The organism is Duganella alba, from assembly GCF_009674495.1.
GTDB lineage: Bacteria > Pseudomonadota > Gammaproteobacteria > Burkholderiales > Burkholderiaceae_D > Rugamonas > Rugamonas alba.
The window spans coordinates 1-13,293 of the sequence record NZ_WKJN01000022.1 but is presented as its reverse complement, the minus strand read 5'-3'; the positions used below and the strand labels follow the sequence as shown (position 1 = coordinate 13,293).

At 63.7% G+C, this 13,293-nt stretch carries 16 protein-coding genes and 1 pseudogene; 8 read left to right on the top strand and 9 right to left on the bottom strand.

The genetic code is table 11. The features are described from left to right. Positions 1-97 precede the first annotated feature (97 nt). Positions 98-565 (top strand): hypothetical protein, encoded by a 468-nt coding sequence (locus GJ695_RS19965; protein WP_154367797.1) that lies wholly within the window; start codon positions 98-100, stop codon positions 563-565. On the opposite strand, the gene GJ695_RS19960 is transcribed toward GJ695_RS19965, so the two are convergent. Together GJ695_RS19960 and GJ695_RS19955 are read right to left on the bottom strand one after the other, a co-directional pair. Beyond that, positions 562-849 (bottom strand): hypothetical protein, encoded by a 288-nt coding sequence (locus GJ695_RS19960; protein ID WP_154367795.1) that lies wholly within the window; start codon positions 847-849, stop codon positions 562-564. The two genes, GJ695_RS19965 and GJ695_RS19960, sit on opposite strands and share 4 nt — an antisense overlap. A 2-nt stretch (positions 850-851) precedes the next feature. Next, positions 852-1,475 (bottom strand): glycoside hydrolase domain-containing protein, encoded by a 624-nt coding sequence (locus tag GJ695_RS19955; RefSeq protein WP_154367793.1) that lies wholly within the window; start codon positions 1,473-1,475, stop codon positions 852-854. Between the two features lie 180 nt (positions 1,476-1,655). On the opposite strand from GJ695_RS19955, the gene GJ695_RS19950 reads away from it, so the two are divergent. From GJ695_RS19950 to GJ695_RS19930, 5 genes are all read left to right on the top strand, one after another. After that, entirely contained in the window at positions 1,656-4,928 is a 3,273-nt protein-coding gene (locus GJ695_RS19950) for an nSTAND1 domain-containing NTPase (protein ID WP_166455257.1), read from the top strand. Continuing rightward, a complete protein-coding gene (locus GJ695_RS19945; RefSeq protein WP_154367789.1) occupies positions 4,928-5,299 on the top strand; it encodes a DP-EP family protein in 372 nt (123 codons plus the stop codon). Before GJ695_RS19950 ends, GJ695_RS19945 begins: the two co-directional genes overlap by 1 nt. 43 nt (positions 5,300-5,342) lie before the next feature. After that, positions 5,343-6,302: a M14 family metallopeptidase gene (locus GJ695_RS19940; RefSeq protein ID WP_371866581.1), complete on the top strand. Its 960-nt coding sequence runs from the start codon at positions 5,343-5,345 to the stop codon at positions 6,300-6,302. A 75-nt stretch (positions 6,303-6,377) separates the two neighbouring features. Next, complete coding sequence (locus GJ695_RS19935; RefSeq protein WP_154367785.1) at positions 6,378-6,737, top strand: DUF1304 domain-containing protein; 360 nt, start codon at positions 6,378-6,380, stop codon at positions 6,735-6,737. Further along, on the top strand, positions 6,734-6,937 hold the full coding sequence (locus GJ695_RS19930; RefSeq protein ID WP_154367783.1) for a hypothetical protein: 204 nt from the start codon (positions 6,734-6,736) through the stop codon (positions 6,935-6,937). The genes GJ695_RS19935 and GJ695_RS19930 overlap by 4 nt, the downstream gene beginning before the upstream one ends. A 1-nt stretch (position 6,938) precedes the next feature. Here the strand turns inward: GJ695_RS19930 and GJ695_RS19925 are convergent, their stop codons facing one another. Further along, positions 6,939-7,946 carry a hypothetical protein gene (locus GJ695_RS19925; RefSeq protein WP_154367781.1) on the bottom strand — a complete coding sequence of 336 codons (1,008 nt, stop codon included), beginning with the start codon at positions 7,944-7,946 and terminating at the stop codon, positions 6,939-6,941. Positions 7,947-8,073: 127 nt separating this feature from the next. Between GJ695_RS19925 and GJ695_RS19920 the strand changes: the two genes are divergently transcribed. Both GJ695_RS19920 and GJ695_RS19915 read left to right on the top strand, forming a co-directional pair. Then, positions 8,074-8,364: an ArsR/SmtB family transcription factor gene (locus GJ695_RS19920; protein ID WP_154367779.1), complete on the top strand. Its 291-nt coding sequence runs from the start codon at positions 8,074-8,076 to the stop codon at positions 8,362-8,364. 17 nt (positions 8,365-8,381) lie between these two features. After that, positions 8,382-9,437 (top strand): alkene reductase, encoded by a 1,056-nt coding sequence (locus GJ695_RS19915; RefSeq protein ID WP_154367777.1) that lies wholly within the window; start codon positions 8,382-8,384, stop codon positions 9,435-9,437. 43 nt (positions 9,438-9,480) lie between these two features. Here GJ695_RS19915 and GJ695_RS19910 read toward each other — a convergent pair whose 3' ends face one another. The 6 genes and pseudogenes from GJ695_RS19910 to GJ695_RS29675 all read right to left on the bottom strand — a co-directional run. Further along, positions 9,481-10,434 carry an MBL fold metallo-hydrolase gene (locus GJ695_RS19910; RefSeq protein WP_154367775.1) on the bottom strand — a complete coding sequence of 318 codons (954 nt, stop codon included), beginning with the start codon at positions 10,432-10,434 and terminating at the stop codon, positions 9,481-9,483. Positions 10,435-10,496: 62 nt separating this feature from the next. Beyond that, positions 10,497-11,561 (bottom strand): acetate kinase, encoded by a 1,065-nt coding sequence (locus tag GJ695_RS19905; RefSeq protein WP_308493107.1) that lies wholly within the window; start codon positions 11,559-11,561, stop codon positions 10,497-10,499. An 8-nt stretch (positions 11,562-11,569) separates the two neighbouring features. Next, positions 11,570-11,986: a hypothetical protein gene (locus tag GJ695_RS19900; RefSeq protein ID WP_154367773.1), complete on the bottom strand. Its 417-nt coding sequence runs from the start codon at positions 11,984-11,986 to the stop codon at positions 11,570-11,572. A gap of 13 nt (positions 11,987-11,999) precedes the next feature. After that, a complete protein-coding gene (locus GJ695_RS19895; RefSeq protein ID WP_154367771.1) occupies positions 12,000-12,668 on the bottom strand; it encodes a C39 family peptidase in 669 nt (222 codons plus the stop codon). Further along, complete coding sequence (locus GJ695_RS19890; protein ID WP_154367770.1) at positions 12,665-12,997, bottom strand: hypothetical protein; 333 nt, start codon at positions 12,995-12,997, stop codon at positions 12,665-12,667. Before GJ695_RS19890 ends, GJ695_RS19895 begins: the two co-directional genes overlap by 4 nt. Positions 12,998-13,047: 50 nt before the next feature. Then, a pseudogene (locus GJ695_RS29675) lies at positions 13,048-13,293 on the bottom strand (hypothetical protein); the annotation flags it as partial.

The following is a 13,293-nucleotide window of genomic DNA, read 5'->3' as shown; positions in this document are numbered from 1 at the left end:
GGGGCGCCCTGCTTGGGAAGAATTCTACATTCATTCCACTGGGGAAATTTCTTCCTTTCCAAAAGGATAGGATCAATACACAGGTTAAAATACCCATATGATGCCGATACTATTTCAATGGCTGCGCCGGCTGAGCCACATGCTCGGCTTCGAAACCGCCGACTCCTTCCCGCCCGGTCACCCGTATGAGCGCACGCGCTGGAACGGCGCGTATTTCGACATTGCGTCCGACGTCAAGCCGGAGCAGATCGAACAGCGCCTGTGCGATGCGATCAGCAACACGCCGCTGGTGTTCGGCTACATCACCAATCCGACGCCGCGCATGCAGCGGGCGCTGCTGGCGGTGCTGGAGGAGCGCATGCGCAACAACCGCGGCCGCGCCACCGAACTGGCCGTGCTGCTGGTCACCGCCTACGACGAAAACTCGCTGATCACCGAAATCATCCCCGGCCTGCGCGACGCCATCGTCGCCACCCGCCGCGAGGAAATGGGCGACCGGGCCCGGGCGCTGATCGCCTTTCTCAGCGCCACCCCGTCACCGTTCGACGTGATCGACATGCATTAGGCGGACACCGCCATCGTCAGCACGCTGTTGGACAAGGTCAGCACCGCCGTGCAGTCGCCTGGAATGGCGACGTTCTGGCTGTGGCAGGAGTAATAATCCGTCATTCCCAGCCGGATGTGGTCGATGGCGGCGCTGATGCCGGTGCTGATCGTGTAGGCGCTCAGCACCAGGTCCGGCGCGGTGACGAATTTCAGCGTCACATCCTGGCCGGTATTGTTGAGGAAAACGGTTTTGGACGGTTTGACCGTCTTGCGCGACGGCGTCTCGGTAAAGCAGATATTCATCGCTACAGCACCCGGAACAAGCCAGCCGGACGCTCCGGACTGTTACACGCCATGCGCACGCTGATGCGCTGGCCATCATCGACCGGCAGCACCGCGGCGTCCAGTTGCCGCAGGCTGTAGCCGCCGTAATCCTCGGTCTCATCCGCCAGCCAGCTGACCGAGGCCAGGCCCTGCGCCATCATCGCAGCGCAGCATGCACCGGAGCCATACACGCCGACCTGGTACTGGCGCTCGGCCGCCGAGGCGGCGCCGAAAGCCTGGTTCACCCCTTCAAAATAGCGCGTGACCGGGCCGGCAATCTCCGCCTCGCCCGGATGGAAGTCCACCGCGAAATACACCGCCGAGCCGGACGGCTGGGCAATCACCGACTGCGCCATCAGATATGCGGCGGCGCCGTCGGCACATCCCTGGGCCCGGCTGAAGTAGCTCAGGTGGGCATCCGGCGTTTCCCACACCACGCCGATCTGGATGCCGGCGTCGGTCAGCGCACGCGCCTCGGCCAGCGACAAACTCTTGCCCGCCTGATGCGTGTAATGGCGGATGGCGAAATCGATCCCCTGTTGCTTGATTGCTATTGCGTACTGCGTCAGTTCAAACGGTGCTTTCACGCCGGTTAAAACAGTCATGTGTTCTCCGCTGGGTTGCTTGAAAATGTTTCTGTGAATCTGCAACTATTTCTTAGTCGATAATGTTAGTATTTATATGTAATGACTTTAAGCAACTAATGGAAAACTGGCCTTCCGAAAACCTTCCGGTTGCTAAGTCATTGATTACACAAATGTATTCGAGCGCAAAGAAGGTTGGATGTGAACCACAAGAGTTTTCGTTTTGGCGAGTGGCGGGTCGATCCGGCCACCAATACGCTCAGTTGCGGGGTGTTAAACCGGCAACTTGAGCCGCGCGCAATGGACGTATTGTTGTACCTGTGCCGCCATCCGCACGTGGTGGTGTCGGCCGAAACGCTGCTCGATGCGTGCTGGGGCGACGTCTCGCCAAGCGACAACGCCATCCACAAAATCATCACCCAGCTGCGCCGCGCGCTGGACGATTCGGCGACCGAACCGCGCTATATAGAAACCATCCGCAAGCGCGGCTACCGCCTGCTGGCCGAACTGAGCTACGACGACGAAGTCAGCCAGGGGAGCTGGCTGCATGCCTCGCCGTTCCGCGGCCTGGAAGCGTTTGAAGAACAACACGCCGCCATCTTCTTCGGCCGCAAACTGAGCGTCGACCAGCTGGTGCAAGTGGTGGTGGCGCAAGCCCAGGCCGCCTGCGCGATGGTGCTGGTGCTGGGGCCGTCGGGCGCCGGCAAGACCTCGCTGGTGCAGGCCGGCCTGATTCCGGCGCTGAAAGCCGGCGCCGCGCCGGCTGATTCCGGCATCGCCATCAGCACGCACGTCCAGCTCGATTGCGCCGACATGGGCCAGGCCGGCCTGCTGGAAACCCTGGCCAGCGTGTTGCTGGATGCCGAAATCGGCGGCAGGCTGCTGTTTGAGAACACCAGCGCGGCCGCCCTCGCCCAGCGCATGGGCAACGATCTGCCGGGCCTGATCGAGCAATTGCAGGCACAACTGCCGGCCATCCAGCTGCTGCTGTTCATCGACCGTTTCGAAGCCGTGTTCCGGCTGCCGCATATTAGCGATGCCGAGCGCGCGGTCTTCATCAACGTGCTGGACCAGCTGGCGCGCTCGGGCAGCATGCAACTGGTGCTGGCCTGCCGCAACGACTTCTACCCGCATCTGGCGTCCTACCCGGCGCTGATGAACCTGAAACTGAGCGGCGGTCACTTCGACCTGACGCCGCCCGGCAGCGCCGACATCGCCCAGATCGTGCGCCATCCGGCGCAGGTGGCGCAACTGCGCTACACCGTCGACGAGCGCGGCGAAGGCCTGGACGAAGTCCTGTGCCACGCTGCCCGCTCCGGCCCGGACAGCCTGCCGCTGCTGCAATACTGCCTGCAAGAGCTGTACCGCCAGCGCACGCCCGAAGGCGAACTGACGCACGCCGCCTTCCACGCCATGGGCGGCCTTGAAGGCGCCATCGGCGCCCGCGCCGAGCAGGTGATTTCCGCGCTGGGCGCGGCCCAGATCGCCGCCCTGCCCCACGTGCTGTCGCAACTGGTGCTGGTGGCGGAAGACGAAGCCACCGTCAGTTCGCGCCGCGTGCCGTGGTCGGCGCTGCGCAATGAAGCTGAAAACAAGCTGGTGCAGGCATTGGTGGACGCCCACCTGTTCGTCAGCGACCTGCAAGGCGGCGCGCCGGCCTTCGGCATCGCCCACGAAGCGCTGCTGCGCCGCTGGCCGCGCGTGGTGGCATGGATCGAAGAACACCGGCAGGCCCTGCAAGTGCGCAGCCGCATCAGCGCGCAAGCCAACCGCTGGCAGGAAAGCGGCCGCAAGCGCGACATGCTGCTGCCGTCCGGCACCCAGACCAACCAGGCGCGCCAGTTGCTGGCCACCAGCGGCTTCGGCCTCACGCCCCAAGAACAAAACTTCATCCAGTCCTCGCTCCAAAGCGAGCGCCGTGGCGAGCGCGTGCGCATGGCGGTGATGATCGTGGTCACCGGCCTGGCCCTGCTGGCCGGCGGCCTGGGCCTCGCGGCGCGTTCCGCCCAAACCCAGGCCGAAGCACACCGTGCCGAGGCGGAAAATCTGATGGGCTATATGCTGGGCGAATTTGCAGACCAGCTCAAGCCGCTCGGCAAGCTGGACCTGCTCGACAGCATCAGCAACCGCGCCCTGACGTATCTGTCCGACAAGAGCAAGGTCGACGATAGCGATGCGGCGCTGGCCCAGCGCGTCAGATCTTTGCAGCTGATTTCGGAAGTCAAGATTTCGCGCGGCGATCCGGTCGGCGCCAAAACAGCCTTGTTTGCCGCGCGCGACATCCTGCAACGGCAGCTGAAGGCCAAACCTGCCGATATCGCACTGGTCAAAAGCGCGGGCGAAAACGCATTCTGGCTCGGCCAGATCCATTTTGACCGCAAAGAGTGGCAGGCTGCCGAGCAATATTTCAACGAGTACCGCCTGCATAGCGACAAGTTGGCAGCCATTGCGCCGGGCGACCCCGACAGCTGGATCGAACAATCCTACGCCCACAACAGCCTCGGCAGCCTGGCGCTGCAACGGGGTGACGTGGAGAAAGCCGCCACGGAGTTCGAGCGTTCGGTTCAGTTAAAGAGTCGCGCCGCCGCGCAACGCCCGAGCGACAACGTGCTCGCGGCCGGCCTGGCCGACAGCGTCTCCTGGCTGGCCAGCGCCAAGCTGCAATTAGGCCAGTTGCAACAAGCGGACTTGCTCTACGCGCGCGAACTGTCGATCTTCCAGGCGCTGCACGATGTCAATCACGACGATAAGCGCGGCATGAAACTGCTGGCCTCGGCGTGGCTGCATCAGGCGCAGATCAAGCAGGTGATGGGCGACGTGGCCACCAGCGCCGCGTATGTCGCCAAGGCGGAAGAACTGCTGGAGGGCTTGGTGCGTCAGGACCCCAGCAACCGCTCCTGGCAACGTGACCTGTACATCGCCCAGCTCAAGGCCTTCGACCTGAAAAAACCGGCCGCCGGCAAGTCGGCGGCGCTGGCGGAACTGAACCAGCTCGAAAGCCGCTTATCCGCACTGGTGCAACGCGAACCGACCAAGCTCAATCTGCAGATGCTGGTTTCCGGCGTGATCCAGCGCAAGGCTGCGGTCGAGTTGCAGGCAGGAAATTATCAGGGCGCCCAGGCCGCGTTGCGCCCGGCACTGCTCGACCTGCAGAAAATTCATGCGGTGGCGCCGACCGACCAGTTGCTGCGCAACTATCTGTTTGACGCGCTGCTGCTGGACGCGGATATCGCCGCGGCCCGCAACGACGGCGCCACCACCCGCCTGAGTTGCCAACGCGCGCGCGCGCTGCTGCCGCCTTCCATCGAGGGCGTCGCCGACTTCAACCTGCTGTCGCAATGGGTCAGGGCCAGCCATTGCCTGAACGACCAGGGCGCCGCCAGGCAAGCCATGAAGCAGCTGGAAAAAATGAATTACAAAGATCCTGCCTACCTCGAGTATTTGTCCACCCACCAACCAAAGAAAGCAACGTAATGACCCAATCGATCTCCATTCCAGTCACGTTCCAGAATATCCTGGTTTCCGTCAAACCTGATGCAAGCAGCCCTAACGGCTACAGCGTCGAGACCATCCCGAAAATCCCGACCATCACGAATCAGAACACGGTCATCAATTATCAGATCGCCGAAGATGGCGGCTACCCGATCACGTTCACCGGCATGACCGTCGTTCCTGCCGACAATGGTCAGCTCAGCGCGGCAAGCGTCAGCGTCGATGGCCAGCTGATGACTTTCAACGACTTGAATACGACCCAGATGACGCTCAATGTTACACTGGAGTTTGCAGACAAAGCCGGCGTCAAGTTCGCGCACGACCCGCAAATCCGCAACGACCCGCAAGGCTAAGCGCGCTGTTCGGCCCGCAGTCTGAAACCCGATGAGGCCACCAGTGACAGAAACGGCAGACATCCAGTTCGCCTGCCGCCAGTACGGCGGGCAGCAGCCGGGCCCTCGCCTGATCGTCACTGGTGCCGTGCATGGCAACGAGACCTGCGGCACCAAGGCCATCCGGCGCGTCCTCCAGCAGCTGGAGGACGGCATGCTCACGGTCCGGCGCGGCAGCGTAACGTTCGTGCCGGTGACCAATCCGCTGGCGTTCGCCAAAGGCGAGCGGGCCGGCGAGCGCAATTTGAATCGCAATCTCTTTCCCCATCCAGATCCGCAGGATTTCGAGGATCGCGTGGCCAACTGGCTATGTCCCTTGCTGGCGCAGCACGACGTGCTGCTCGACCTGCATTCGTTTAACGCCGCCGGCGAACCGTTCGTCATGGTCGGTCCGCGCAATAACAATGGGGCGCTGGAACCTTTCCAGCATGAAGCGCAGGAGCGCGCGTTGGCGCGACGGCTGGGCGTGCGGCGGTTTGTCGATGGTTGGTTGAGGACCTATGGTGCGGGCGTTCAGCGCCGCATCGCTGACAGCAGCGCGTTGCAGACGGTGCTGCGGTATGGCGTGGGGACGACGGAGTACATGCGCTCGGTCGGCGCCTATGCGCTGACGCTGGAATGCGGGCAGCACGAAGATCCGCAGGCGCAGGAAGTGGCTTACCGCGCGATCATGAACACGCTGGCGTTCCTCGGAATGATTGATGCGCCGCCACCGGAGCCGGTCGCGCCGGAGCGGATGGAAGCGCTGAGCATGGTCGCCGTCTACGATAAACAGCACGCCGACGACACCTTCAGCCGCAACTGGTCCAGCTTCGATCCGGTCCGGCAAGGCGAGGAAATCGGCCGTCGCGCCGATGGCACGCCGGTGCTGGCGGAGTTCGACGGCCGCATCCTGTTCCCCGATGCCGCAGCCGGCGCCAACAGCGAGTGGTACTACCTGACCCGCCCTGATCCATCATTTTAAACGTTGGCCTCTAGCCGCAACCGCCTTGCTCAGGTCATAATGTTCCTTCAACATTCATAACAACAAGGAGCCCCCATGCATTTAGCAGCGCAGATCGTCACCGCTCTGGTGGCGCTGATCCATGTGTACATCGTCCTGCTGGAAACAGTGCTGTTCAATACGCGCGGCCGCCGTGTGTTCGGCCTCAGCAAGGAAAAGGCGGAGATCGTCCAGCCTGCGATGTCCAATCAAGGCTGCTATAACGGGTTTCTGGTCGCCGCGCTGCTGGTCAGCCTGCTGCATCCGGACGCGGCCATTGCTTCGGCGTTTGGCGTGTTCGGCCTGGCGTGCGTGGCGGTGGCCGGCATCTGGGGCGGCGTGACGGTCAAACGTTCAATCCTGCTGATTCAGACCCTGCCGGCGGTGATCGGCCTGGCACTGCACTTCGCCGCATGAACATGCAGACCAAGCTCAACACGATACTCTTGATCGTCGCCACCATCGCGCTGGTCTTCACCGGCTACCGGGAGCTGAACAGCAAGCCGCAGATCCACGCCGTCAACGATGACGCCTGCACGCAGGAGGCGATCAAGGCCATCGGCAGCATTACCGAGCGCGCGGTGCAGTCTTCGCGCTGCGCGCAGCGCGGCAAATAGGCTATTTACGCAAGCCCGGCAAGGTGACGACGGACGATGGCGGCGCGGTGGTCTCCGCCGCCGGTTTGGCGCCGGTGCCGCGCAGCGCCAGCAGCCAGCCGATGCCGTCGAACCAGAACGGCGAACCGAGCGATGCGGCAAACGCGGTCGCGATCCAGCCGATCAACGCGAACACCAGCGCCACAGTGAACGCGCCCGCGCCGCCGATGTTTTCAAAGCGCGCGGACGGCCAGCCGATCGGCAGCTCCTGCACTTCCTGCGCCTGCACCTTGGCCTGCCTGGCCTGCGTCAGCGCGGCGTTGGCGTCGGCCGAAGGCGGCGCAGGCTTGGCGTCCTCCGCCTTCTGCACCAGTTGCGCCGTCAGCGCCGCGTCGTTCCACAGGCGCTGCGACAATTGCAGCGCGTCGATGTTCATCGCGCACGCATAGAACAGTCCCACCAAAAACAGCACGAACTGCGAGCGCCGCTTGTACCAGCCGCTGATGCGCTCCATCACCGTGTCATACCAGATGCGCACGGCGCTCTCCAGCGCGGCCGCGTCGTCCGGCCCCTCGCCCATGATGGCCAGCAGTGTTTTCGTCAGCCCTTCGTTGCCGACGTGGTTGAGCAGGATGGCGGCGGTGTGGCCCTTGCCGTACCTGGCGGTCAGCGTGGCGACGAAGGCGCGCGCGAAGATCGCCGATGGAATATACGACGGCATGCGCCCCTGCTGCGCCAGCCCGGTAATCAGCGGATGGCGCATCACCTCGGCCGTCAGCGACGCCGATCCCAGCTTGTCCAGTCCGAAGCCGCCGTCCATGCGGAACAGGCGGCGGATCGACGGCAGGATGCCGCGCAGGCGCGGCTTGGCGGCCGGCTCGTGCAGCATGGTCAGCACGCCGTCGAGCAGCACCTTGGCGCGCGTCTGGAACAGCGAGGCGATCGCTTCCCGCGTTGCGCTGCACAGCAGGCTCACGGCCAGGAACGTGTAGGACAGCCCCACCGTCACATCCAGGTAATGACTCGACATGCCACCCTCATTAAATTTCCAACAATGTTCCCATAACATAAAGGATTTTTCCGCCGCCAGCACGTTTTTCTTTTATATCGTAAGATGGCGATATTGAAATCGGAAAAACACGATACATATACCTTTCATGGACATCGACGCTATTCACAAAGCCCTCGCCAATCCGACGCGACGCCAGATTCTGGCGTGGCTGAAGGAGCCGGACGTCTTTTTCGCCGACCAGCAACATCCGCTGAGCCTGGGCGTCTGCGCCGGCATGATCGACCGCCGCGCCGGCTTGTCGCAATCGACGATGTCGGCCCACCTGGCGGTACTGGTCAAGGCCGGACTGGTGACGTCGCAGCGCGTCGGCCAGTGGAATTATTTCAAGCGCGATGAAGCACTGATCCAGGCTTTCATCGCTCAAATGCAACTGTAAATATAGGGAAACTCATTATGCCAACTCTGTTCGATCCGATCACCATAGGCGACCTCACCCTCAAAAACCGCATCGTCATGGCGCCGCTGACCCGTTCGCGCGCTGTCGGCGGCGGCCGCGTGCCGAACGCGCTGATGGCCAGGTACTATGAACAACGCGCCACCGCCGGCATGATCCTGAGCGAAGCGACCGCCGTCACGCCGCAAGGCGTCGGCTATGCCGATACGCCGGGCCTGTGGTCGGACGAACAGGTGGAAGGCTGGAAACAGGTCACCGCCGCCGTACACGCCAAGGGCGGTGTGATCTTCGCCCAGCTGTGGCACGTGGGCCGCATTTCGGACCCGAGCTTCCTGAACGGCGACGCACCGGTGGCGCCGAGCGCGATCGCGGCCGAGGGCCATGTCAGCCTGCTGCGTCCGCAGCGTCCATACCCGGTGCCGCGCGCGCTGGACACCGAAGAGCTGGCCGGCGTGGTTGCCGCCTACAAGAAAGGCGCGGAAAACGCCAAGAAAGCCGGCTTTGACGGCGTGCAGATCCACGGCGCCAACGGCTATCTGCTGGACCAGTTCCTGCAAAGCAAAACCAACCTGCGTACCGACCAGTACGGCGGCCCGATCGAAAACCGCGCCCGCCTGATGCTGGAAGTGACCGATGCCTGCATCGAAGTCTGGGGCGCCGGCCGCGTCGGCATGCACCTGGCGCCGCGCCGCGATTCGCACGACATGGGCGACGCCAACCCGGCCGAGACCTTCGGTTACGTCGCGCGCGAGCTGGGCAAGCGCAAGATCGCCTTCATCGCCGCGCGTGAAGCCGTCGGCGAAGACAGCCTGGGCCCGCTGCTGAAGAAGGAATTCGGCGGCGTGTTCATCGCCAACGAGAAGATGAACAAGGTCGTGGCGCAGCAGGTGCTGGACAGCGGCAACGCCGACGCCATCGCCTTCGGCAAGGACTACATTTCCAATCCGGACCTGGTGCGCCGCCTGCAGATCGATGCGCCGCTGAATCCGTGGAATGCCGATACCTTCTACGCACCTGGCGAAGTAGGCTATACCGATTACCCTGCCCTGGCGTAATCAGCATGGATTCCCGCCTTCGCGGGAACCTCATGCCGCGTTGCTAGCGCGGTTGCGTATAAGCGATCGGCACGAACACGTAATGACCTTTGCCGTTCGCCCGCACATGCCCCAGCGCCGGGAACGACAGGTGCGGCGCGCCGATCAGGTAGCCCTCCTTGGCCGCCGCGGCAAACGCTTCCTTGCGTTCGGCAATCGCCACCTTGCTGTCGCTGTCGAACGAGATGCCGACGCCCGGCTCGTCAAACTGCACCGCCTGCACGTGCAGCAAATCCCCCAGCAACACCAGCTTCTGCCCCCTGCTCTCCACCACATAGGTGATGTGGCCCGGCGTATGGCCGCCGTTGAAGTACGACTTAATCCCCGGCACCAGCTCGGTATTGGCGACGATGGGCTGGAACTTGCCCGCCTTGACATACGGATTGATCGATACCATCGGCCCCTGGAAATTATCCTTGGCCTCGCCGGACGCCTTGTCCAGGTTGGCCGGGTTCAGATAGTAGTCGGCGTCCAGCTTGCCGGCGCGGACGATGGCGTTCGGGAACACGCGCTGTTCGTTGGACGCCAGCCCGCCGACGTGATCGCCATGCATATGGCTGATGTAGATCTCATCCACCTGCTCCGGTTTGTAGCCGGACAACCTCAGATTGGTCAGCAGCTGGCCCAGCGTCGGGCCGAACAGGCTGGCGGCGCCGGTGTCGATCAGCACCAGCTTGGTGCCGGTATTGATCAGGAAGCCATTGACCGAGGTCTGGACCGGACTTTTCTGGAACGACTTGGCCAGCGCGGCGTTGGTCTTTTCCGGCGGCTGCTTGAGCAGCTTGTCGACCGGCAGGTCCAGCGTGCCGTCGTTGAGCACCGTCACCTCGAAGTCGCCCAGCGTGGTGCGGTAAAAACCCGGCGCCTGGAAGCGCGCCATCGGCGCGCCGGCCTGCGCCGACACAGTCACCAGCAGCGCCGCGATGACGGACCAGGGTTTCAGAATACTCGTGGACATGGCTCCCCTTATGTTTAAATTATCAGGAGCACTACAATACATCAGATTTACATAGAGCACGATTAGAAAGTCATCGGCAGGCGGAACGATAGCTGCACGTCCGGCGTATCGCGCGTCAGGCCGGCGCCGACCGCGACGTTGATGGTGCGCTTGTCGCTGATCCGGTACGAAAAACCCATTAACAGCGTGCCCAGCTGCGTGCGCACGGAGCCGGCCACCGGCACGCCGTTCTGTTTGGTGCGGGCGATGGAGCTGTGGTCGTAGCCAAAGCTGATCAGCGCGCGTTCGTTGAGCGCCAGGCCGAGGCCGAAATTAAAGCCGATCACGCCGCCCGGCGCGATTTTCCCCAGCGGTTCCTGCTCGCCGCCGAGCACCCGGCGGCTGACGTTGTCGCGCTTGAAGTTGTACAGATAGCTGACACTGCCGAACAGGATCGCCGGATCGGTGGAATACAGCCAGGTCAGGCTCGGTTGCAAGGCGTAGAAGCCGGACCCGGTCGGCAGTTCCAGCGGCAGGCCGGTGCCGGTGGCGTTCGGCCCCACGCAGCGCTGCGTGCAATCGGTGACGACCTCGAACGGATCGGTGCCGGTGCGCGACTTGAAGCGCAGCCCGGCCACGTAGTACGGTCGGTCGGGGCCGCCGTCGTTGAGCTGGTAGCGCACGGCCAGTTCCGCATCGCCGACGCCGCGCCCGCTGGTGTCGAACACGCGGTCGACGCCGGTGCCGGTGAAAATTTCGCGGCTGACGGTGGAGTCGGAGCGGTACACATACGGCACCTTCAGCTCCAGCTCGGCGCGGTTGCTCAGGCCGTAGCGGCCGGTGATGGCGCCGGTGGTGGTGTTGCGCTTGACCTCGCGCACGTCGACCAGCCCGATCAGCAGTGCCGGAATGATGGTGTAGCCCACCAGCACCACGCGGTTGCTGGACGAATAGCCGAACTGCAGCGACGGCTCCAGCACCATCTTGCCGCGCGGCGTCAGCACGCCCGGCTGCTCGAACAGCGGCGCCACCGCCGGCGGCCGGCCATCCTGCGGCGGCGCCGTCCCCACCGCCTGCTCCGGCACATCGGCCGCCGCGGCTCCGCCGGCCAGCATCGCTGCGGCCAGCCAGCTCATCTTGAGTTGCATCGTTCCCCCTATCTGCCGACTGCGCTGTTGAGTGCGTCACGCAGGCTGCTTTCGAAATTAACGGCCTTCAGCAAGGCCAGATTGGCGACCGTGGTGTTGATCGTGGTCTGGCTGCGGATGGCCTGGTCGTTGAGACTGTTCTGCACCAGCACGGCTGCCAGCGTGTCGCTGGCCATCTGTGCTTCCGCAGCGCTCAACTGTGTCATATCGGGGATGGAAAAATGGGTATTTGCTACAACAGTGCCATTGATCGAAACCAAACGTTCGACACCTAATGACACCAGCATGCCGTTGCCAGCGTCGAAACCGCCGCGCGCCTGCTCCAGCTGGCTGTCGTCGACGGCGATCCAGTCATCGGTGGGATCGGCGTGCACCGCCGTGCCGCAGGCCAGCAAGGCGAATGCGGTGCATACAAACTTGCGCATGGCAGCGCCTCCTTCAGAAGTTGCCGCTGCCGTTTTTCGGTAAGGTGATGTCGGTCAGGCTGGAGCGGTTGATGGCCTCGCCCAGCGGCGCGCGCGGCGCGACGCTCCAGTCGACCTGCTGATTGAAATGCGGCTTGCCCGGCCACTTGTAGATGACGAACAGCAGCTTGTCGACCCAGGCCGCGTCGAACGCATCGCGGCGCATGGCGCGCGTGCCGCCAGCCGGATCGCCAATCAGCACGCGCTGCGCATCCACGCCCTTGATGACGACAAAGTGCATATAGCCGTTCTCGACGATGCGGACGATGGCGGGCAGGCCCGCCTCGGCCAGCTTGTGCAGCGGCTGGAAAAAGCCGTCGGCGGTAAAGCCCTGCTGCGCCAGGTAGCGCTTGATGTCCAGCAGCGAAAAGCCTTCGCGCTGGATTTTCTTCTGGTCGCCCTGCTGGTACATGGCGCTGAACACCTGTTCCTCGGTCACCGGGCGGTCGTAGTGGTAGCTCAACAGCGTTGCCACCGCCGCCGAACCGCAACTGAAATCGAAGCGCTGGTGCACCGTCGAGCGGAAGCGCGCTTCCTTCAGGCTGGTGACATGCAGCGCGTAGTTGCCGCCGCCGTTCAGCGCCGGCAGGTCCGCCGCCGTGGCCGCGCCGGCGGCCAGCATCAGTAACAAGAGGGTCTTCATTGCATGTGGATGTTGATGATGGTGGCGTTCTGGATCAGCACATTGGAGCCGGAATTCTGGATCGCCACCGGCAGCCCGGACGCATTGCTGAACGCGCCGCTGCTGATGATGTTGGCGCCGCTGACGACGTCCGTCGTGCTGTTGCCGCTGACCGTGCCGTTGACGCGCATGTCGTTGCTAACCGTATCGGCGCCCGCGTGCAGCGCCGCCAGCCGTTCGTCGCTCACCGGCGGGCCGTCGAACACGGATGTATCGGCCGGCGCCGCGACAGCGCCGCCGCACATGGCCAGCAGCAGTGCTGCGGCATATCTGGATGGTGATGCGTGCATGGTTGTCCTCCCTGGATAACAGGCGGGACGCAGGCGCCCCGCCCTCCTGCTTATTGGCCCAACGCCAGGTTGGACTGCACGTTCACGCTTTGCTGGATCAGCGCGGAAATGCCGCTGTTCTGTGCCGCCGTCATGATGCCGGCGGCCGACTGGCCGACACTGGTCATGGTGTTGGACAGGTTGAACGTTCCGGCATCGACCGTCGCCGCCCCGCCATTGCCGCCGGTGCCGGCGCCGCCCACGCCGCCGGTGGCCGTGCCGGCCGTATTGCTGCCCGCCGTGCCGCCAGCGCCACC

Coding starts and splice junctions, on each gene's coding strand:
- GJ695_RS19955 (WP_154367793.1), bottom strand. CDS start 1,475: ATGACTGTTTTAACCGGCGTGAAAGCACCGTTTGAACTGACGCAGTAC.
- GJ695_RS19920 (WP_154367779.1), top strand. CDS start 8,074: ATGGACATCGACGCTATTCACAAAGCCCTCGCCAATCCGACGCGACGC.
- GJ695_RS19965 (WP_154367797.1), top strand. CDS start 98: ATGATGCCGATACTATTTCAATGGCTGCGCCGGCTGAGCCACATGCTC.
- GJ695_RS19930 (WP_154367783.1), top strand. CDS start 6,734: ATGAACATGCAGACCAAGCTCAACACGATACTCTTGATCGTCGCCACC.
- GJ695_RS19905 (WP_308493107.1), bottom strand. CDS start 11,561: ATGCAACTCAAGATGAGCTGGCTGGCCGCAGCGATGCTGGCCGGCGGA.
- GJ695_RS19890 (WP_154367770.1), bottom strand. CDS start 12,997: ATGCACGCATCACCATCCAGATATGCCGCAGCACTGCTGCTGGCCATG.
- GJ695_RS19925 (WP_154367781.1), bottom strand. CDS start 7,946: ATGTCGAGTCATTACCTGGATGTGACGGTGGGGCTGTCCTACACGTTC.
- GJ695_RS19935 (WP_154367785.1), top strand. CDS start 6,378: ATGCATTTAGCAGCGCAGATCGTCACCGCTCTGGTGGCGCTGATCCAT.
- GJ695_RS19910 (WP_154367775.1), bottom strand. CDS start 10,434: ATGTCCACGAGTATTCTGAAACCCTGGTCCGTCATCGCGGCGCTGCTG.
- GJ695_RS19915 (WP_154367777.1), top strand. CDS start 8,382: ATGCCAACTCTGTTCGATCCGATCACCATAGGCGACCTCACCCTCAAA.
- GJ695_RS19960 (WP_154367795.1), bottom strand. CDS start 849: ATGAATATCTGCTTTACCGAGACGCCGTCGCGCAAGACGGTCAAACCG.
- GJ695_RS19900 (WP_154367773.1), bottom strand. CDS start 11,986: ATGCGCAAGTTTGTATGCACCGCATTCGCCTTGCTGGCCTGCGGCACG.
- GJ695_RS19895 (WP_154367771.1), bottom strand. CDS start 12,668: ATGAAGACCCTCTTGTTACTGATGCTGGCCGCCGGCGCGGCCACGGCG.
- GJ695_RS19945 (WP_154367789.1), top strand. CDS start 4,928: ATGACCCAATCGATCTCCATTCCAGTCACGTTCCAGAATATCCTGGTT.